Here is an 18,036-nt window from a genome sequence, read left to right as displayed (position 1 = left end):
ATCGGTGCCATAGCGAAGGGCATGGCCCGCCCTCGCCGTGGCGCGCCTAAAATCCTGGGCGTGCTGCAACAACGAACCCTCAAGTCGATCAGCCGCGCCGTGGGCGTGGGGCTTCACAGCGGCCAGCGCGTGGAGCTGACGCTGCGGCCGGCGCCGGCCGACACCGGCATCGTCTTCAGGCGCGTCGACCTGCCCGAGCCGGTCGATATCCGCATGACCGCCGAGGCGGTGACCGACACGCGGCTCGCCTCCACCGTGTCGACCGGCGGCGCGAAGGTGCAGACCGTCGAGCACCTGATGTCGGCCTGCGCGGGCCTGGGCATCGACAACCTCTACATCGACATCACGGCCGACGAAGTGCCGATCCTCGACGGGTCGGCCTCGTCGTTCGTGTTCCTGCTGCAGAGCGCGGGCATCGAGTTGCAGAAGGCGCCGCGCCATTTCATCCGCGTGACCCGCAAGGTCGAGGTGCGCGAAGGCGAGGGCGCCAACGAGAAGTGGGCGAGCCTGGAGCCGTACCACGGCTACAAGCTGAGCTTCGAGATCGACTTCGACCACCGCGTGGTCAACTCGACCGGCCAGCGCGTCGAGTTCGATCTCGGCACCGGTTCCTACAGCCGCGACATCGCGCGCGCGCGCACCTTCGGCTTCACCAAGGAAGTCGAGTACATGCGCAGCAAGGGCCTTGCGCTCGGCGGCGGGCTCGACAACGCCATCGTCATGGACGACACCAAGGTGCTCAATGCGGGCGGGCTGCGCTACGACGACGAGTTCGTGAAGCACAAGATCCTCGATGCCATGGGCGACCTGTACATCATCGGCAAGCCGCTGCTCGCGGCCTACAAGGCGTTCCGCTCGGGCCATGCGCTCAACAACAAGCTGCTGCGCGAGCTGCTCGCCAACGAGGACGCCTACGAGGTCGTGACCTTCGAGGACGAGAAGCGCGCACCGCGCGGCTTCGGCGAAGTGGCGCGGGCCTGGTAGGCCGGCCGCGTTCAACCCATGCTTCTGTTTCGCTGGGCCATCCTGTTTCTGCTGCTGGTGGCGGGCGTGAGCTTTGCCTTCTATGCGGGCACCGGGCAGGTCAAGTACCGGCGCTTCGGGTGGATCGTCCTGAAGTGGACGCTGCTTGCCGCGCTGGGCTTCTTCGCGGTGCTGATCGCCGAGCGCGTCGCCTGATCGATTATCTCGAGCGTCCTTGTCGGTAGGCGCTCGCGTGCGTCGTCGACAGCTGCGCGGCCTCGGCCAGCCGTGCCATCGAGCGCCCCACCTGTGCATGCGTGATCGCGATGCCCAGCGCATCGGCGGCATCGGCGCCGGGCAGCCCCGGCAGTTCGAGCAGGCGCTTGACCATTTCCTGCACCTGCGCCTTGGCCGCCTGGCCATGGCCGGCCACGGCCTTCTTCATCTGCAGCGCCGTGTATTCGGCCACCGAGAGGTTGCTGTTCACGAGCGAAGTCACGCAGGCGCCGCGCGCCTGACCGAGCAGCAGCGTCGATTGCGGGTTGACGTTGACGAAGATGATCTCGACCGCCGAGGCGTCGGGCTGGTAGCGCGCCGCGATCTCCGCCACGCCGTCGAACAGCACCTTGAGCCGTGCCGGCAGGTTGCCGCTGCCGAGATGGCGCGTGCTGATGGTGCCGCTCGCCACGTAGCGCAGCGCATGGCCGTCCGCATCGACCACGCCGAAGCCGGTGGTGAGGAGGCCGGGGTCGATGCCGAGGATGCGCATGTCAATGGCGCCCTTTCAGGCGTTGAAGTACCAGCGAATGGAGTGGAAGAAGATCGGCGCGGCGAAGCACAGCGCGTCGACACGGTCCAGCAGGCCGTTCGCGCCCGTCACGCCGACGCCCTTTTTGCCCCAGTTGGGAATGCCGCGGTCGCGCTTGAGCGCCTTCATCACGAGGTGGCCCATCGATCCCGCGATGCAGGCGATGACGGACACCGCGAGCGCCTGTCCGAACTTGAACGGCGTGATGAAGGAGAACAACGCGCCCGCGAGGCTTGCCACCGCGATGCCGATGCCCCAGCTGGTCCAGTTGAAGCTGCGGCTCACGTTGGGCGCGAAGGGCTGGCGCTGCGTGCGGCGCGAGATCACGTGCTGCACCAGCACCGAGGTCTGCACCACGAACACCAGGAAGAACACGAGGAAGGCGCTCTTGCCCTCGTAGCCCGGAAAGCTCAGCAGCAGCAACGCCGGAACATGGCTCATGCCGTAGACGCAGACCATGATGCCCCACTGCAGCTTGGCATTGCGCTCGAGGAAATGGCTCGGGTCGTCGGCCAGCGCGCTCGCGACAGGAATCGCGAAGAAGACGTACACCGGGATGAAGACCGTGAACAGGTCGAAGCGCGCAGTGGCGACGAGCCAGAACTGGATCGGCAGCACCACGAAGAAGGCCAGGATGAGGCTGCGGTGGTCGCCGCGCCGGGTGGGCGAGAGCGTGATGAACTCACGCAGCGCAAAGAAGGCGATGAGCGCGAACAGCACCGTGGCGACCGTCTCGCCGAGCGCCCAGCCGATCCAGAACACCACCGCCATGAACCAGGTGGTGCCGAGCAGCTTGCGGTAGTGCGCAAGCCCGGCCTGCCAGGCGGCGTCATGCACCGGATTGCGGCGCTCTTTGAAGCTCAGAAGGAAGGCCGCGGTGCTCACCACCACGAGCAACCCGAAGACGATGAGGAAGAGAGCGGCGACCTGCTGGGTCGGGTCGAGGCTGCGCAGGAACTGATTCATGGCGGGCTGCTGATGCTCAAACGTCGCGCAGCGCGATCACCGCGGCACGCGCGCGGTCGAGGAAGGGGCGGCGCTCTTCGCCGGGCTCCACGTGCAGCGGCGCGCCGAAGGTGACCGAGCACAGGATCGGTACCGGCACGATCTCGCCCTTGGGCATGACGCGCTGCACGTTGTCGATCCAGGCGGGCACGAGCACCACCTCGGGAAACATCGTCGCGAGGGTGTAGAGGCCCGACTTGAACTTCTGCGGCTCGCCCGTGTGCCCGCGCGTTCCTTCGGGAAAGATGATGATCGAGTCGCCGCTCTTGAGCGCCTCGATGAGTGGCGAGAGCGGGGCGAGCGGATCGGGCGCCGGCACCGCATCGCCCGCCGCGGCGGCCATGGTTTCGACCGGCGGGGCCTCGGCCGGCGCGCTGGCGGCGCGCTCCACGTAGACCGCGTTGAAGACCTCGGTCGTGATCCAGCGCTTGACCGGCGTGTTGGCCCAGTAGTCGCGCGCCGCGATCGGCCGCGTGATGCTGCGCAGCTCTTCGGGCAGCGCAGCCCAGATCATCACGAGGTCGGCGTGGCTCTGGTGGTTGGCGAAATAGATGCGCTGTTCGGCCTTTGGGGGGCAGCCGTACCAGCGCGCCTGGGCCCCGGTGAGCAAGCGCACCACGCCCAACAGCAACCATCCCACGAGCTTCGCCAGCATCACGCGATGATACGGGCCATGCGATGGCGTTTCGATCCTGTTTCACTGGCCGGGGCCGCAGCCCTGCTCGTCGTGCTTTTGTTGCTCGCCACGGTGGGTGCGCGCTGGGGCTGGGTGCGCAGCTTCCTGGGCGACGTGCTCGCGGTGGCCTGGGTGTACCTGCTGCTCAAGGCCTTCGTCGGTGCGCGGGTGCTGCCGCTCGCGTTCGCTGCGTTCGGCGCGGGACTGCTGGTCGAGCTGGGCCAGTATCTGGCTGCGGCATGGCAGCTGCAGATTCCCAACCGCGCGCTGCGCATCGTGCTCGGTGCCACGGCCGACATGTGGGACGTGCTGGCGTATGCGATCGGCTTCGCCGCGGTGCTCGCGGCGGAGCGCCTGGCCGGCGCGTTCAGGGCAGCTCGGCCGCCGGCATCCGCGCCATGATGGTCGAGGCGCGGCTGCTCAGGTAGCCCGATCCGAGCCGGCGCTCGAAGAACTTGGGGCTCGGCAGCATCACGGCGAGGCGGGCCGATTCGGCCGCGCTCAGGCGCGCCGCGGGCTTCTTGAAGTAGTACTGCGCCGCGGCTTCGGCACCGAACAGGCCTTCGCCCCATTCGACGTTGTTGAGATAGATCTCGAGGATGCGCTCCTTGTCGAGCAGCACTTCGAGCGTCATCGCGAGGACCAGTTCCTGGCCCTTGCGCAGCAGCGTGCGCTCGCCCGAAAGCAGCAGGTTCTTGGCCAGCTGCTGCGTGATGGTCGAGCCGCCACGCAGTTGCACCGGCCGCACCGGCTTGCCGCGCGCACGGGCCCGCGCGGCGCGCTTGGCCGCGAGTTCCTCGGCCTTGGCATTGCGCTGTCGCGCGCGTTCGATGGCTTCCCATTCGATGCCGTTGTGGTCGATGAAGTCGGCGTCCTCGCTCGCGATCACCGCGCGCTTGAGGTTGTCGCTGATCTCCGCATAAGGCACCCACTCCTGGCGCCAGGCGCCCTTGCTGCCCTGTGCGAGCGCAAGCTGCCAAGCCTCAGAGCGCTGGAACGTGGTGCTCTGCGGATCGACGACCACCATGGCCGCGATGCGCAGCACGAAGAAAAGCTCGAGCGCCACGCCTGCGACCACGAGGCATGCGAGCAAGCGGAAGAAGGCTTTCATCCGAGCTCTGCGCGCAGCTCGGCGAGAACCTGCGCGGCCGGCGGGCGCACCCCGCGCCACAACGCGAACGCCTCGGCCGCCTGTTCGACCAGCATGCCGAGCCCGTCGCGCGCGACGGCGCCGTGCGCTTCGGCCCAGGCCATGAAGCCCGCGGCCGCCGGCCCGTACATCAGGTCGATGGCCAGCGCCCCCGGGCGCAGCACCTCGGCGCGCACCGGCACCGCATCGCCCGCCAGGCTCGAGGCGGTGGCATTGACCACGACGTCGAAGTCGCCCGGCACCGCGTCGAGCGGCCAGGCTTCGAGCGCCGCGCCGTGGCCGAGCGCGAGCGCCGCGTGGCGCTGCACCAGCGCCATGGCGCGGTCCACGGTGCGGTTGGCGACCACCAGGCGCGACACACCGGCGTCGAGCAGCGGTCCAAGCACGCCCGCGGCCGCGCCGCCCGCACCGATCAGCAGCACCGCGTGGCCCGCGAGCGGCACCGCAGCGTTCTGCACGATGTCGTTGACCAGGCCGATGCCGTCGGTGTTGTCGGCATGGATGCTGCCGTCTTCGTCGAAGCGCAGCGTGTTCACCGCCTGCGCGAGCACCGCACGCTCGCTCGTGTGCTGCGCCAGCGCGGCCGCATCGAACTTGAAGGGCACCGTGACGTTGCAGCCGCGCGCCGCGTCGCCGCGTTCGGTAGCCTCGCGCCGGAAGGCCGTAACGCCCTCGGCGAAGGCGCCGACCGGCACGAGCCGGCGGCCATACTCGAGCTGCTGTCCGCAGAGTTCGGCAAAGCGGGCGTGGATGCGGGGCGAGCGGCTGTGTTCGACGGGATTGCCCATGACGCAGTACAGGTCCATGGCGTGGCGCTTCGTTGTGGCTGTTGTGGTTGCTGCTATTGCGACGAGAGCTCGATGGTCTCGTCGCGCGTGAACTTGAAGCGCGACTGCAGAACGATCTGGTCGGTCTGCCTGCGCATCGCATCGGTGAACTTGCCGAAGTTGCCAATGCTGTGCACGATGGCCTTGGCGCGGCGGTCGAGCGTGGTGTCGCCCGAGCTTTCGTCGACCACGGTGTCGAGCAGCTTGCCGTCGTGGTTGATGGTGATGGTCATCTTGAGCTCGCCGTAGAGCTTCTTGCCGGCGGCCGTGGGAAAGTTCTCGGTGCCCCGCACCTCGATGCGGCGGCGCAGCGTGTCGACATAGGTTGCGTACGCTACCTCGCGGGTCGAGGGGCTCAGGTAGCGCTTCTTGGGCCGCGCGTTCTCTTCGTTCACCCGCCGCTCGATCTCGGCCAGCAGCGCCACGAGCTGGCGGCGCTTTTCTTCTTGCGCGACCGATTCCTTCGGGTTGCCCGAGGCGCGCGGGTCGGGCGCGGGCATGGCGGCCAGGTCGCGCTTGAGCTGGGTGAGCAGCTGCATCTGCTGCGCCTGCATGGCCTCCATCTGGCGGCGCGCCTCTTCCATCGAATCGCCCACGGCGGTGAAGCTCGAGGGCGGCAGCGGGCTGGTGGCGCGCCCGCGTTCGAGGTCGCCACCGCCCGCGAGCGTGGCCTGCGCCATCACACGTGCAGAGGGGTCGGGCTTGTCGTTGGTCTTGCTGTTGACGAGGATCACCTCGAGCGGCGTCTCGCTGAAGGCCCGGTTGAACGCCTCGGGATCGACGAAGCGCACCGCCAACAGCGCTGCATGCGCGATGACCGATACGCCGAGCGCGATCTGCAGCGTACTCAGGTCCTTCAGGTTCATCGACGCTCCTCCACGCTCATTGGCGCACCCTTGGCGCTGCGCGCCTTCCCGCCAAGCGGGAGCGAGCTTGCTTGGGGCGGCCCGGCGCGGCGCTCATGCAGGCGTGTTCTCGGGCGGGGCCTGCTCGCCGTCGGCCAGGTCGACCGCGATGGCGATCGGGCCGGCCACCTCTTGCGCATCGTCGTCGCTGGCTTCTTCTTCCGTTGCCGCGGCATCGCCCTCCGGGGCATCGAGGCGCTCGAGCACCGTGCCGTGCACGTCGAGCGCGATCTCATCGATCTCGCCGAGCTTCACACGCACTCGCGCGCCGCGCTCCTGCTGGCCCGCGACGGGAAACACCAGCGGCAGCGTGTCGGCGCGCACCAGCGCACCGTTCGGAATGTCCTTGATGACGGTCGCCACGACCTCGGTGATGCCCTGCTGCTCGATGTACTTGAGCGTCCAGAAGCGCTCCATGCCGCCCTGGTAGGCGTTGTAGGTCGCATAGGCCGCGTCGAAGCCCGACAGGATCGAGAACAGGTCGGCATCCTTGGGCTTGAACGGCGCCGCGAGCGCGGCTGTGTTGCCGTGGCGCGCGGCCGCGATGATCTGCCACTGGTTCACCAGGTCGGTGTAGCGGCGCAGCGGCGAGGTGCTCCAGGCGTAGCTCTTCACGCCCAGCCCCGCATGCGGGAGGGCCCGCGTACCCATGCGCACCTTGATGCCCGGCGCCAGGCTGGCCTGGCTGCGGTAGAGCCCGGGCACGCCGAGTTCGCCGAGCCAGCCGCCCCATGTGCTGTTGGCCAGGATCATGGCCTCGGACACGATCAGGTCGAGCGGCGCGCCGCGCTGGCGCGTGGTGATCTGCACCTGTTCGCTGCCGTCCGGCTCGCCGTCGTTGCCCACGAGGCGGAAGTTGTAGTCGGGCCGGTTGAAGTTCTCGGGCTTGCCGCGCACCACTTCGCGCTGCGCCTTGAGCTGCTTGGCAAGGCGGAACAGGAACGAGAGCGGTGCGCGCAGCCGGGTCGCGGCCTCGGCCTCGGGCACATCGCCGGGCACGAAGGACGGGTCCTCCAGCCAGGGCTGCGTGACCACGCCGTCGAGCTGGTCGTGCCGCAGGTTGGCCACGATGGCGACGCGCTCGAGCCGGGTCTCGGTCGATTGCAGCGCGAGCGTGGCTTCGTCGAACCTCGCGTAGAGCGACACCGCGGGCCGCTCGCCGCCTTCAAGCAGCGTGTAGGCATTGACCACCTCGTCCGGCAGCATGGTGATCTTGTAGCCCGGCATGTAGACGGTGGACATGCGCGTGCGCGCCACCTGGTCGATGGCGCCGCCCGGCGCGAGCGCGAGCCCGGGCGCAGCGATGTGGATGCCGACCGTGACGGTGCCGCTGCCGAGGCCCTGCACCGAGAGTGCATCGTCGATCTCGGTGGTCTGCGAATCGTCGATCGAGAAGGCCTGCACGCCGTCGGCCAGCGGCAGGTCGTCGGCGATCGCCGGCGCCGCCAGCGGCGGGAAGCCGGTGCCCTTGGGGAAGTTCTCGAACAGGAAGCGGCGCCAGTGGAACTGGTAGGGCGAGTCGATCGCGCCGGCGCTCGCCAGCAGCTCGAGCGGCGGGCGCTGCGTGGCGCGCGCAGCGTCGACGACGGCCTTGTATTCGGGCGCGTTCTTGTCGGGCTTGAAGAGGATCTTGTAGAGCTGCTCGCGGATCGGCGGTGGGCACACGCCCTCGGCCAGCTGGCCGGCCCATTCGACGATCTGCGCCTGCACGACCTTCTTCTTCTCGATGGCGGCGAGCGCCTGCTGCAATATCTCGGCCGGCGCCTTCTTGAAGCGGCCCTTGCCCGCGCGGCGGAAGTAGTGCGGCGCCTCGAACAGCGCGAACAGCGCCGCGGCCTGCTGCGCGAGCGTGGGCTTGTCGCTGAAGTACTCGGACGCGAGCTCCGCGAAAGCGAACTCGCCCTCGGGCGCGAACTCCCAGGCCAGGTCGAGGTCCATCGCGGCGGCCAGCGCGCGGGCTTCGGCGATCAGCTCGGCCGGTGCCGGCTTCTCGAAACGAAGCACGATGTTGGCGCCCTTGACCTTGACGCGCTTGCCGGTGTCGAGCTCGACCTGCGCCGATGCTTCGGCCTCCGCGAGCACGCGGCCGCCGAGGTACTTGCCGGCTTCTTCAAACAATACGAACATCCGGCGATTGTCCCATGCGCAGGGGCGCGATCCTGGCTGCACAGGCCGTGGCGGCGCCCCGCAGGCGCCGGCGCGGCTACACCGGATTGATGAAGGCCATCACCTCGTCGAGGTGGCTCGCCGCGAAATCCGACAACGCATGGTCGCCGCCCTCGATCAGCTTGATGTTGCTGTCGGGATAGCGCGCCGAGCTCTCGTGCCAGTCGAGTGCCTCGTCGCCCTTGGCGATGATCGCGAGCACGCGCTCGGGGCGGGTCAGTGCGCCGACCTCCATGGTGCGCAGTTCCTGGATGTACTCGGGCTTGAAATAGAAGTGCTCCGCCGGATCGTGCCAGTGGGTCTGGTCGCCGATGTAGCGTTCGAGGTCGCGCGCAGGATGCACGGCTGGGTTGAGCAGCACGGCGCGGCAGCGCGTCATGCCCGCGACGTAGGTGGCATAGAAGCCGCCCAGCGACGAGCCCACCACCGCCATCGACTTTCGCGGCCAGTCCGCGATGCCCTTCATCACCAGGTCGATGGCCTCGCGCGGCGACGGCGGCAACTGAGGGCACCACCACTGCAGGTTGGGATGCGCCTGCGCCACGCGCTGCGCCATCAGCCGCGCCTTGGTGGAACGCGGCGAGGAACGGAAGCCGTGCAGGTACAGGAGGTGGGTGGTTTGCGGGTCCATGCGAGGCAGGGCTGAAGTTGGAACGTTCGACGCGGATCGGGTTGAAGGCGCAGATTGATTTTGCATGAGGTGCGTTGTTCCGAAACGGCTGTCTCGCGTGCAAAGTGCACGAAGCTGCGGGTGAATGGCAGTGGTTGTCCGAGCAGCTTGTACGCCCGATCGGCGTGTCCGGATTCGGAATCGGCTACGGTCGAATTCGAAAGTATTCAGTCTTGCGATCCAAGGGCCGTGGATGAGGCGCGGGGGCTGGTCGCGGGGCGAGTGTCGTGGCCTCGAAGTGGCCCCCACATCCCATGAAAACGGGAGGCCGCCGTGACATTCTGCTCAGTTCAGCGGCTTATGCTCGGGGCCATGAACATTGAGGCCATGCATGCCGGAAAGACGCACCGCTGGGGTGTGTTCGTCGTCGAGGACGACAGCCGTGCGCGTGCCTTCTTCGAGGCCAGCGTGCAGCGCAGCGCCAGCCTGTTCTGGCTCGGGAGCGCTGGCACGGTGCGCGAGGCCCTGGCCTGGCTGGCCGACACGGACACCATTCCCGACGTGCTGCTGGTCGACCTGGGCATGCCCGACGGCAGCGGGCTGGATGTGATCCGCCACGCGGTGGCGCGCTTCCCCGGCTGCGAGCCGCTGGTGATTTCGGTCTTCGGCGACGAAGAGAACGTGCTTTCGAGCATCGAGGCCGGCGCCGTCGGCTACATCCACAAGGATGCCGCACCGGAGGACATCGCGCAGACCATCGTCGAGATGAAGGCCGGCGCGTCGCCGATCTCGCCGATGATCGCGCGCCGGGTGCTGGCCAAGTACCGCAGCCTCCAGGCGGCCGGCGCGGCGCCCGTCGTGGTGCCCGAGGCGGCGGCCGAGCAGGGCGCACCCGGCCTTCTCTCCGTCCGCGAGCATGAGGTGCTGACGCTGATCTCCCGCGGTTTCTCCTACGCCGAGATCGCGCGGCTCAAGGGGCTCAGCGTCCACACGGTGCAGACGCACATCAAGAACCTGTACGGCAAGCTGGCGGTGCACTCGAAGAGCGAAGCCGTGTTCGAAGCTACGCGCCTCGGCCTGCTGTCCCACCCGGGGTGACACGCGTGCGTTGGCGCATGTTCGGAAAGCCGGACCGCGCATGGCTGGCGCTGTGGCTCTGGTGCGCGGTCGCGCTGATGATGGCCCCGCACGCCATGTCGTCGACCGCGGCGGCGGAGAGCGCGATCGAACTTCGCCGCGGCAGCGTCGAGACGACCGTCAACGGCCTCACCCGCAGCGCGCCGCTGGAGCTGCCCTACAACTGGGACCGGCAGCATGCCGGGCGTCCGGGCCATGCCACTTTCGACTTGCCGCTCACGCTGGCGGCCGAGCCGCAATCATCCTGGGGCATCTTCATTCCGCGCGTGGGCAACGTCTTCGAGGTCCGGCTCAACGGCCTGCTGTTGCAGGCCCAGGGCGACCTCGCCCGCGGCAATGGGCCCGACCACGGAAGGGCGCCGGTCTACGTGCCCGTGGCCAGGCGCCTGCTGAAGGCCGGCGACAACCACTTGCAGGTGCGCATCCGCGCGGACAGCGCACGCAGCGCGGGGCTTTCGCGCGTGACCATCGGACCTGCGGCGGCGGTTCAGGGCAGCCTCTACGAGCCGGCTTTCGCCTGGCGCTTCACCGGGACCGTGCTCCTCTGTGCGTTTGCCGCGCTGGTCGGCCTCGTCGCACTGGCCCTGTGGCTCACGCAAGCCGAAACGGGCACCGGCGACGGAAGCGGAAAGCGCCGCGACGGTGTCTATTTCTGGGCGGCGGCGGCCGAATTCTGCTGGGCCCTGCAGGTGGCGGGCGGCCTGGTCGCCGAGCCGCCACTTTCCTGGCCGGCCTGGGGTGTGCTGATGGCAACGTGCCGTGCGGTGTGGGTGGCCTGCGCGCTGATGTTCTGCGGGCATTTCGCGGGCTGGTATGGCCGGCCGCGCCTGCGCTGGGTGGCCTGGGGTGCGGCGGGCGTGGTGGCCGGAACGTTCGCGGCGAGCAGCCTCTCGCTCTCCCGGGAGGAGCCATCTTGGCTGACCGGCTGGGTCGGGCTGGTCATTGGATGCGTGGGGCTGTTCGTCTGCGCCTTTGCGGTCTCGCTGGCAAAGCGGCCGAACCTGGAGCGGCTGCTGATGGCAGGCGGCGCCCTGGCCGCCCTGGGCTTCGCCCTGCGCGACTGGCTCGTGCTGCGCCTGGGCGGCGGCTATGGCGAGATCCCCTGGGTGCGCTATTCGACCGTGTTCATCGGCCTGGCGCTGCTGATGATCGTGCTGCGGCGCTTTCACGTGGCCAGCGCCCAGGCCCGGGTTTCGGTCGCCAGGCTGGGCGAGCAGGTGGCGCAGCGCGAGCGCGAGCTCGCCGCCACCTACGCCGCGCTGGAGCAGGTGGCGCGCGCCCAGGCACGCACCCAGGAGCGCGAGCTGATCCTGCGCGACATGCATGACGGCGTCGGCTCGCGCATCAGCCTGGCCATCCGGCAGCTCCAGTCCGGCCAGACGCATTCGGCCGAGCTGCTGCGCACGCTGCGCGATTCGCTCGACCAGCTCAAGCTGTCGATCGACTCCATCCACATGCCGCCGGGCGACATCGGCGCCCTGCTGGCGGCGCTGCGCTACCGGCTGGAACCGCGCCTGGCTTCCGCCGGCCTCGGCTTCGAATGGGCGGTGGACGACCTGCCCGTGCTCGAGCGGCTGGACGTTCACGCGATGCGGCAGCTGCAGTTCCTGCTGTTCGAGGCCATCTCGAACGTGATGCAGCACGCCCAGGCGACGACGCTGCGCCTCGAGGCGGAATCGGCGGCCGGCGCCGTGCGGCTGCGCGTGATCGACGATGGGCAGGGTTTCGATGCTGCCGTGGTGCCGCGAGCACTGGACGAACGCGCCGCCGGCGTTGGCGCCTCCCTGGGGGTCGAAAGCCGACCGGGGCGCACGGTCGTTCAGGTCCAAATCCACTGAGCCGCCGTGTCTGGCGCGGATAATCCGCCCCCATGTCTGCCGTGTTCAACCAGCCCTCCCTGGCGCGCCGCGTCGCGCCCATCTTCCAGGGCTTCGACGGCTTCCTGGCCTTCGCCGTGCTGCTGCTGGCCTTCGCCGGGCTGCTGACCATGTACTCCTCGGGCTTCGACCATGGCTCGCGTTTTGCCGACCACGGCCGCAACATGCTGCTGGCGGGCTTCATCATGTTCGTCGTGGCCCAGGTGCCGCCGCAGCGGCTCATGTGGTTTGCGGTGCCGCTCTATGCCGCCGGCGTGGCGCTGCTGATCGCGGTGGCGCTCTTCGGCATCACCAAGAAAGGGGCCACGCGCTGGATCAACGTCGGGGTGGTGATCCAGCCCAGCGAGATCCTCAAGATCGCGATGCCGCTGATGCTGGCCTGGTGGTTCCAGCGCCGCGAAGGGCAGTTGCGGCCACTCGACTTCGTCGTGGCCACGGTGCTGCTCGCGGTGCCGGTGGGGCTGATCATGAAGCAGCCCGACCTCGGCACCTCGCTGCTGGTGCTCGCGGCCGGGCTCGCAGTGATCTTCTTCGCGGGCCTGCCGTGGAAGCTGATCGTGCCGCCGGTCGCGGTGGGTGTGGTGGCGGTGACCCTGCTCGTGGGCTTCGAGTCGCAGCTGTGCGCCGAGGGGGTGGACTGGCACGTGCTGCACAACTACCAGAAGCAGCGCGTGTGCACGCTGCTCGACCCCACCAAGGATCCGCTCGGCAAGGGCTTCCACATCATCCAGGGCATGATCGCGATCGGCTCGGGCGGGCTCGGCGGCAAGGGTTTCATGCAGGGCACCCAGACGCACCTGGAGTTCATTCCCGAGCGCACCACCGACTTCATCTTCGCGGCCTACTCCGAGGAGTTCGGCCTGTTCGGCAACCTCGCGCTGATAGCGGCGTTCATCCTGCTGATCTTCCGCGGGCTTGCGATCGCGGCCAGTGCCACCACCCTGTTCTCGCGGCTGCTCGCGGGCGCGGTCACGATGATCTTCTTCACCTACGCCTTCGTGAACATGGGCATGGTGAGCGGCATCCTGCCGGTGGTGGGCGTGCCGCTGCCGTTCATCAGCTATGGCGGCACGGCCATGGTCACGCTCGGGCTGGGGCTCGGCATCCTGATGTCGATCGCGCGGGCCAGGAAACCGGCCCAGAGCTAGGCGCCGCCCGGCATCATTCAGCCGCCAGGAAGCGCTCGGCCAGCAGCACCCAGTACGCACCGCCGAGCGCGACGTTGTCGTCGTTGAAGTCGTAGCCCGGGTTGTGGACCATGCAGGCCCCGGCGCTGTCGCCGTCGCCGTTGCCGATCAGCAGGTAGCTGCCCGGCACCTGCTCGAGCATGAACGCGAAGTCCTCGCTGCCGGTGAGCGGCGGGCCCTGCAGCGTCACGCGCTCGGCGCCCACCAGTTCGAGCGCCACCTGGCGCGCAAACTCGGTCTCGGCCGGCGTGTTGACCAGCACCGCGTAGCCCTTGCGCCATTCGATCGCGGCCTTGCAGCCGAAGCTCTCGGCCTGCGCGGCAATGACCGCCTTGACGCGCTTTTCGAGCAGCGCGCGCACCTCGCGGTCGAGCGCACGCACGCTGATCTCGAGCGTCGCACTGGCCGGGATCACGTTGTTGGCCTTGCCGGCGTGGATGGCGCCTACCGTCACCACGCCCATCTCCAGCGGGGCGACGTTGCGCGACACCACGCTCTGCAGCGCCATGACGATGCTGGCGGCCGCCACCACCGGGTCGGCCGTGCGGTGCGGCATGGCGCCGTGTCCGCCCACGCCTTCGATCACCACCGTGGCGTAGTCGGACGACGCCATGGCGGCGCCTTCGCGCAGCGAGAAGCGGCCTTGCGGCAGGCCCGGCATGTTGTGCATGGCGAACACGGCGTCGCACGGGAATTGGTCGAACAGGCCGTCGTCGATCATGCGGACCGCGCCGCCGCCGCCTTCCTCGGCCGGCTGGAAGATCACGTGCAGCGTGCCCGAGAAGCGCCCGCGCGTGGCCAGGTGGTGCGCCGCGGCCAGCAGCATCGCGGTGTGGCCGTCGTGGCCGCAGGCATGCATCACGCCATGGTGGCAACTGGCGTACGGCAGGCCCGTGGCCTCGTCGATCGGCAGCGCGTCCATGTCGGCCCGGATGCCCAGGCGCCGCGTTCCGTTGCCGCGCACCAGGCGCCCCACCAGGCCGGTGCCGCCCAGCCCCTGGGTCACCTCGTAGCCCCAGGCCTGCAGCTTTTCGGCGACCAGCGCGGCCGTGCGGTGTTCGCCGAAGGCCAGTTCGGGGTGGCGGTGGATGTCGCGGCGGATGCCGATGAATTCACCGGCGTGTTGCTGCAGGTCTTCAAGCAGGGTGCTCATGCGTGCTACCTCTTGTGTATCGATCATTGGGGCTGCAGGTTGATCGATTTTGCGATCTCCCTGTAGCGGGCGGTCTCGCTCTCGAAGAACTTCTGCGCTTCGGCCAGCGACATGGGCGCCGAGGCCAGCTGCGTCTGCGCCGCGAGCTGCGAACGTACGCCGGCATTGGCCAGCGTGGCGCCGATGGCCTTGTGCAGGCGCTGCACCACCTCTTCGGGCGTCTTGCGGGGCACCATGAAGCCGCTCCAGGTCTTGTAGTCGAAGTCCTTGAGCTCCTTGCTCTCGCTCGTCGCGGGCACGTTCTTCAGCAGTTCCGAGCGCTGCGCGCCCAGTTGCCCGATCACTTTGAGCCGGCCCTGCTCGGCCAAGGCCCCCATGGCGGCGCTGTAGACCAGCACCGCGAAGTCGACCTGGCCGCCGCCGATGTCCTGCAGCAGCGGCGCGTTGCCCTTGTAGGGCGCGTGGTTGAGCTTGATGCCGGTCTGCAGCTGCGCCTTCTCGAGCAGCAGGTGGTAGAGCGAGCCGATGCCCACGCTGCCGTAGCTCAGCGGCTGCTGCGGCGACTTGCGCGCCAGCGAGATGAGCTCGTCGACGCTGTTGGCCGGCAGGTCCTTGCGTGCCACGAACACCATCACCGCATCGGCCACCGGCGCTACCAGGCGGAAGTCCTCGGCCCGGAGCTTCACGGCCGCGTTGGCAAGCGGCGAGAGGATCACCTCGTTGGGCGAGCCCTGGAAGACGTAGTAGCCGTCCGCCGGCGCGGAAAGCACCTTCTGCGCCGCGATCGCGCCGCTGGCCCCACCGAGGTTCTCGACGATCACCTGCTGCCCGAGCGCCTGGCCGAGTGGCACGGTGAAGATGCGCGCCGTGGCATCGGACGGCCCGCCTGCAGGGTACGGAACCATCAGGCTGACCGGTTTGGCGGGATAGGGCTGCTGCGCGAGCGCCGCAGCGCCCGTGGCCGTCAGCACGCCGCAGGCAAGCAGGTCTCGCCGGCGAAGGAACAAGGACGTCGTCATGTGTCGCTTTCCGTGGGTTGGGATGCGCGCGATGGCGCAGGAGAAGAAGGGCGCCGGCGCATCGTAGGCACGGGAAAGTGCGCAGTCCAATGCATTGTTCTATGTACTAGCATGAGTTGAACTCATTGCTAAACGTCCATGACCCTGGTGCAGCTTCGCCACCTGATCTCGCTGGCCGCCACCGGCTCCTTCAGCGCCTCGGCCGAGGCGCTGCACCTCACGCAGCCCGCGCTCAGCCGCAGCATCCGTGCGCTCGAGGACGAACTGGGCCTGCCGCTGTTCGACCGGCTCGGGCGACGCAACGAGCTCACGCCCTTCGGCAAGCAGGTGCTCGAGCGGGCGCGGCAACTGGTGTTCGATGCCGACGAGCTGCACGGCAGCGGCCGCCTCGTCGGCGGGGCCGAAGGCGGCGAACTGCGCGTGGGCATGGGGTCGGGCCCCGGCGCGATGCTCATGACACCCTTGCTGATGCGCATGGCCGAGCGCCATCCGAAGGTCCGCGTGGTCGTGGCCCGCGGCCACACCGACCTGCTGCTGCAGGCGCTGCGCGCGCGCACGCTCGACGCGCTGGTGGTGGATGCGCTGTCGCTCAGGCCGGCGCCCGACCTGAAGCTCGACACCGTGCGCGAGATGCGCGGCGTGTTCCTCTGTCGGCCCGGCCACCCGCTCGTGCGCAGGCGCCAGGGCGTCCGCTTCGCCGACGTGCAGCGCTATCCCATCGCCTCGACGCCGCTGAGCGACCAGGTAGCGGCGGCCCTGGTCGAGGCCTACGGGCCCGAGGCGCATCCGTCGTCCTGCGTCACCCTGCAGTGCGAGGAACTCCACAGCCTGGTCGAGGTGGCGCGCAACAGCGACGCCGTGCTGCTCGCCATCCGCGCCGCAGCGCCCGAACTGCGCGAGCTCGACATGCGCCCCGCGCTCGCGCGCGTGGCGCGCTTCGCCGTGGTGACGCTCGCGCGGCGCACCGAGGCGCCGGCCCTGCCGATCCTGCGCGCGCTGGCCGACGAGCTGCTGCGCGACTGAGCCGGGACGCACACCCCGGCCCTTGGCCGCGTGCGGACACCGTGTGCGAGCAATAATCAGACAATGATTTCCCGCGAACCCACCATCGAGCGCCTCGCCACGGCGCAGCAGCTCCTCCTCACGCCGTTCGGCCTCGACGAATCGCACCTGGGCAAGGCCCTGGCGGAGATCAAGGCGCACCGCGTGGACGATGCCGACCTGTACTTCCAGTACACGCGCAGTGAGGGCTGGAGCCTCGAGGAGGGCATCGTCAAGACCGGCAGCTTCAGCATCGACCAGGGTGTCGGCGTGCGTGCGGTCAGCGGCGAGAAGACGGCGTTCGCCTATTCGGACGACATCTCGGAGGCGTCGCTGCTCGATGCGGCGCGCACCGTCCGGTCCATTTCGTCGGCGGGCCGCAGCGCCCGCGTGAAGACGGCGGCCCGCAAGATCGCCCCGAGCCGATCGCTCTATGGCGGCATTGATCCCATCGCCACGCTCGACAGCACGGCCAAGGTCCAGTTGCTCGAGAAGGCCGAGAAGCTCGCGCGCTCGCGCGATCCGCGCGTGGCCCAGGTCATGGCCGGCCTCGCGAGCGAATACGACGTGGTGCTCGTGGCGCGCGCCGACGGCACGCTCGCGGCCGATGTGCGGCCCCTGGTGCGCCTGTCGGTCACGGTGATCGCCGAGCAGAACGGCCGCCGCGAAATGGGTTCCGGCGGCGGCGGCGGGCGCTTCGGCCTGGCGTATTTCGACGACGAGAAGATTGCCGAATATGTCGACCAGGCCGTGAAGGCTGCGCTGACCAACCTCGACGCCCGCCCGGCGCCCGCCGGCGAGCTGACCGTGGTGCTCGGCGCGGGCTGGCCCGGCATCCTGCTGCACGAAGCCATCGGCCACGGGCTGGAGGGCGACTTCAATCGCAAGGGCTCGAGCGCGTTCGCGGGCCGCATCGGCCAACGCGTTGCGGCCAAGGGCGTGACGGTGCTCGACGACGGCACCATCGCCGACCGCCGCGGTTCGCTCAACGTCGACGATGAAGGCAATGCCAGCCAGCGCAACGTGCTCATCGAGGACGGCATCCTCAAGGGCTACATCCAGGATTCGCTCAATGCGCGCCTCATGAAGGTCAAGCCCACGGGCAACGGCCGCCGCGAGAGCTACGCGCACGTGCCGATGCCGCGCATGACCAACACCTACATGCTCGGCGGCGACAAGGACCCGAAGGAAATCGTCGCCAGCATCAAGAAGGGCCTGTACGCCACCAACTTCGGCGGCGGCCAGGTCGACATCACCAGCGGCAAGTTCGTCTTCTCGGCCAGCGAGGCCTACTGGGTCGAAAACGGCAAGATCCAGTATCCGGTCAAGGGCGCGACCATCGTGGGCAACGGCCCCGACGCACTCACCCGCGTGACCATGATCGGCAACGACATGGCGCTCGATTCGGGCGTGGGCACCTGCGGCAAGGAAGGCCAGAGCGTGCCCGTCGGCGTCGGCCAGCCGACGCTGCGCATCGATGGCCTGACCGTCGGCGGAACGGCGTAGAACTTT

At 68.9% G+C, this 18,036-nt stretch carries 18 protein-coding genes; 8 read left to right on the top strand and 10 right to left on the bottom strand.

The features are described from left to right. Positions 1-60: 60 nt before the first annotated feature. Both lpxC and AC3A6J_RS19835 read left to right on the top strand, forming a co-directional pair. The gene (gene lpxC / locus AC3A6J_RS19840; protein ID WP_487861698.1) at positions 61-984 is read left to right on the top strand and encodes a UDP-3-O-acyl-N-acetylglucosamine deacetylase; all 924 of its coding nucleotides are present in this window, start codon (positions 61-63) and stop codon (positions 982-984) included. Positions 985-1,002: 18 nt separating this feature from the next. Then, the gene (locus tag AC3A6J_RS19835; RefSeq protein WP_487861697.1) at positions 1,003-1,179 is read left to right on the top strand and encodes a hypothetical protein; all 177 of its coding nucleotides are present in this window, start codon (positions 1,003-1,005) and stop codon (positions 1,177-1,179) included. Between the two features lie 4 nt (positions 1,180-1,183). Here the strand turns inward: AC3A6J_RS19835 and ruvC are convergent, their stop codons facing one another. Genes ruvC through AC3A6J_RS19820 form a run of 3 tightly spaced genes read right to left on the bottom strand, consistent with a single transcriptional unit; the run spans position 1,184 to position 3,431 of the window. Next, on the bottom strand, positions 1,184-1,732 hold the full coding sequence (gene ruvC / locus AC3A6J_RS19830; RefSeq protein WP_487861696.1) for a crossover junction endodeoxyribonuclease RuvC: 549 nt from the start codon (positions 1,730-1,732) through the stop codon (positions 1,184-1,186). 15 nt (positions 1,733-1,747) lie between these two features. After that, entirely contained in the window at positions 1,748-2,737 is a 990-nt protein-coding gene (locus tag AC3A6J_RS19825; RefSeq protein ID WP_487861695.1) for a phosphatidate cytidylyltransferase, read from the bottom strand. A 16-nt stretch (positions 2,738-2,753) separates the two neighbouring features. Beyond that, positions 2,754-3,431 (bottom strand): lysophospholipid acyltransferase family protein, encoded by a 678-nt coding sequence (locus AC3A6J_RS19820; RefSeq protein ID WP_487861694.1) that lies wholly within the window; start codon positions 3,429-3,431, stop codon positions 2,754-2,756. A 6-nt stretch (positions 3,432-3,437) separates the two neighbouring features. Between AC3A6J_RS19820 and AC3A6J_RS19815 the strand changes: the two genes are divergently transcribed. Beyond that, on the top strand, positions 3,438-3,854 hold the full coding sequence (locus AC3A6J_RS19815) for a ribosomal maturation YjgA family protein (protein WP_487861693.1): 417 nt from the start codon (positions 3,438-3,440) through the stop codon (positions 3,852-3,854). Here AC3A6J_RS19815 and mtgA read toward each other — a convergent pair. The 5 genes from mtgA to AC3A6J_RS19790 all read right to left on the bottom strand — a co-directional run bounded on the left by mtgA (position 3,820) and on the right by AC3A6J_RS19790 (position 9,131). Further along, entirely contained in the window at positions 3,820-4,563 is a 744-nt protein-coding gene (gene mtgA / locus AC3A6J_RS19810; RefSeq protein WP_487861692.1) for a monofunctional biosynthetic peptidoglycan transglycosylase, read from the bottom strand. The genes AC3A6J_RS19815 and mtgA overlap by 35 nt on opposite strands. Continuing rightward, entirely contained in the window at positions 4,560-5,408 is an 849-nt protein-coding gene (gene aroE / locus AC3A6J_RS19805; protein ID WP_487861691.1) for a shikimate dehydrogenase, read from the bottom strand. The genes mtgA and aroE overlap by 4 nt, the downstream gene beginning before the upstream one ends. A gap of 35 nt (positions 5,409-5,443) precedes the next feature. After that, positions 5,444-6,295 (bottom strand): energy transducer TonB, encoded by an 852-nt coding sequence (locus AC3A6J_RS19800; protein ID WP_487861690.1) that lies wholly within the window; start codon positions 6,293-6,295, stop codon positions 5,444-5,446. 93 nt (positions 6,296-6,388) lie between these two features. Then, positions 6,389-8,461 carry a ribonuclease catalytic domain-containing protein gene (locus AC3A6J_RS19795; RefSeq protein ID WP_487861689.1) on the bottom strand — a complete coding sequence of 691 codons (2,073 nt, stop codon included), beginning with the start codon at positions 8,459-8,461 and terminating at the stop codon, positions 6,389-6,391. Positions 8,462-8,537: 76 nt separating this feature from the next. Further along, a complete protein-coding gene (locus tag AC3A6J_RS19790; protein WP_487861688.1) occupies positions 8,538-9,131 on the bottom strand; it encodes a YqiA/YcfP family alpha/beta fold hydrolase in 594 nt (197 codons plus the stop codon). Between the two features lie 339 nt (positions 9,132-9,470). Here AC3A6J_RS19790 and AC3A6J_RS19785 point away from each other — a divergent pair, with 339 nt between their 5' ends. The 3 genes from AC3A6J_RS19785 to rodA are packed head-to-tail and all read left to right on the top strand — an operon-like array spanning position 9,471 to position 13,272. Then, complete coding sequence (locus tag AC3A6J_RS19785) at positions 9,471-10,208, top strand: response regulator (protein WP_487861889.1); 738 nt, start codon at positions 9,471-9,473, stop codon at positions 10,206-10,208. Positions 10,209-10,225: 17 nt separating this feature from the next. Next, positions 10,226-12,085, top strand: coding sequence for a sensor histidine kinase (locus AC3A6J_RS19780; protein ID WP_487861687.1), 1,860 nt, complete (start codon positions 10,226-10,228; stop codon positions 12,083-12,085). Positions 12,086-12,117: 32 nt separating this feature from the next. Next, positions 12,118-13,272: a rod shape-determining protein RodA gene (gene rodA, locus AC3A6J_RS19775; protein WP_487861686.1), complete on the top strand. Its 1,155-nt coding sequence runs from the start codon at positions 12,118-12,120 to the stop codon at positions 13,270-13,272. Positions 13,273-13,285: 13 nt separating this feature from the next. On the opposite strand, the gene AC3A6J_RS19770 is transcribed toward rodA, so the two are convergent. Both AC3A6J_RS19770 and AC3A6J_RS19765 read right to left on the bottom strand, forming a co-directional pair. Next, positions 13,286-14,464 carry a M20 aminoacylase family protein gene (locus AC3A6J_RS19770; RefSeq protein ID WP_487861685.1) on the bottom strand — a complete coding sequence of 393 codons (1,179 nt, stop codon included), beginning with the start codon at positions 14,462-14,464 and terminating at the stop codon, positions 13,286-13,288. A 23-nt stretch (positions 14,465-14,487) separates the two neighbouring features. After that, positions 14,488-15,483 carry a tripartite tricarboxylate transporter substrate binding protein gene (locus AC3A6J_RS19765; RefSeq protein ID WP_487861684.1) on the bottom strand — a complete coding sequence of 332 codons (996 nt, stop codon included), beginning with the start codon at positions 15,481-15,483 and terminating at the stop codon, positions 14,488-14,490. 138 nt (positions 15,484-15,621) lie between these two features. On the opposite strand from AC3A6J_RS19765, the gene AC3A6J_RS19760 reads away from it, so the two are divergent. Then, positions 15,622-16,506: a LysR family transcriptional regulator gene (locus AC3A6J_RS19760; RefSeq protein ID WP_487861683.1), complete on the top strand. Its 885-nt coding sequence runs from the start codon at positions 15,622-15,624 to the stop codon at positions 16,504-16,506. Between the two features lie 63 nt (positions 16,507-16,569). Continuing rightward, entirely contained in the window at positions 16,570-18,030 is a 1,461-nt protein-coding gene (gene tldD, locus AC3A6J_RS19755) for a metalloprotease TldD (RefSeq protein ID WP_487861682.1), read from the top strand. Positions 18,031-18,036: the final 6 nt, after the last annotated feature.

The organism is Variovorax sp. Soil_C_39, assembly GCF_057656815.1.
This window is presented reverse-complemented; position numbering and strand designations above follow the sequence as displayed.

Excerpts from the sequence above, each read along its gene's own strand:
- tldD (WP_487861682.1), top strand. The coding sequence starts at position 16,570 with ATGATTTCCCGCGAACCCACCATCGAGCGCCTCGCCACGGCGCAGCAG.
- ruvC (WP_487861696.1), bottom strand. The coding sequence starts at position 1,732 with ATGCGCATCCTCGGCATCGACCCCGGCCTCCTCACCACCGGCTTCGGC.
- AC3A6J_RS19825 (WP_487861695.1), bottom strand. The coding sequence starts at position 2,737 with ATGAATCAGTTCCTGCGCAGCCTCGACCCGACCCAGCAGGTCGCCGCT.
- AC3A6J_RS19785 (WP_487861889.1), top strand. The coding sequence starts at position 9,471 with ATGCTCGGGGCCATGAACATTGAGGCCATGCATGCCGGAAAGACGCAC.
- AC3A6J_RS19765 (WP_487861684.1), bottom strand. The coding sequence starts at position 15,483 with ATGACGACGTCCTTGTTCCTTCGCCGGCGAGACCTGCTTGCCTGCGGC.
- AC3A6J_RS19815 (WP_487861693.1), top strand. The coding sequence starts at position 3,438 with ATGATACGGGCCATGCGATGGCGTTTCGATCCTGTTTCACTGGCCGGG.
- mtgA (WP_487861692.1), bottom strand. The coding sequence starts at position 4,563 with ATGAAAGCCTTCTTCCGCTTGCTCGCATGCCTCGTGGTCGCAGGCGTG.
- AC3A6J_RS19760 (WP_487861683.1), top strand. The coding sequence starts at position 15,622 with ATGACCCTGGTGCAGCTTCGCCACCTGATCTCGCTGGCCGCCACCGGC.
- AC3A6J_RS19800 (WP_487861690.1), bottom strand. The coding sequence starts at position 6,295 with ATGAACCTGAAGGACCTGAGTACGCTGCAGATCGCGCTCGGCGTATCG.
- AC3A6J_RS19795 (WP_487861689.1), bottom strand. The coding sequence starts at position 8,461 with ATGTTCGTATTGTTTGAAGAAGCCGGCAAGTACCTCGGCGGCCGCGTG.
- aroE (WP_487861691.1), bottom strand. The coding sequence starts at position 5,408 with ATGGACCTGTACTGCGTCATGGGCAATCCCGTCGAACACAGCCGCTCG.
- AC3A6J_RS19820 (WP_487861694.1), bottom strand. The coding sequence starts at position 3,431 with ATGCTGGCGAAGCTCGTGGGATGGTTGCTGTTGGGCGTGGTGCGCTTG.
- rodA (WP_487861686.1), top strand. The coding sequence starts at position 12,118 with ATGTCTGCCGTGTTCAACCAGCCCTCCCTGGCGCGCCGCGTCGCGCCC.
- AC3A6J_RS19770 (WP_487861685.1), bottom strand. The coding sequence starts at position 14,464 with ATGAGCACCCTGCTTGAAGACCTGCAGCAACACGCCGGTGAATTCATC.
- AC3A6J_RS19780 (WP_487861687.1), top strand. The coding sequence starts at position 10,226 with ATGTTCGGAAAGCCGGACCGCGCATGGCTGGCGCTGTGGCTCTGGTGC.
- AC3A6J_RS19790 (WP_487861688.1), bottom strand. The coding sequence starts at position 9,131 with ATGGACCCGCAAACCACCCACCTCCTGTACCTGCACGGCTTCCGTTCC.
- AC3A6J_RS19835 (WP_487861697.1), top strand. The coding sequence starts at position 1,003 with ATGCTTCTGTTTCGCTGGGCCATCCTGTTTCTGCTGCTGGTGGCGGGC.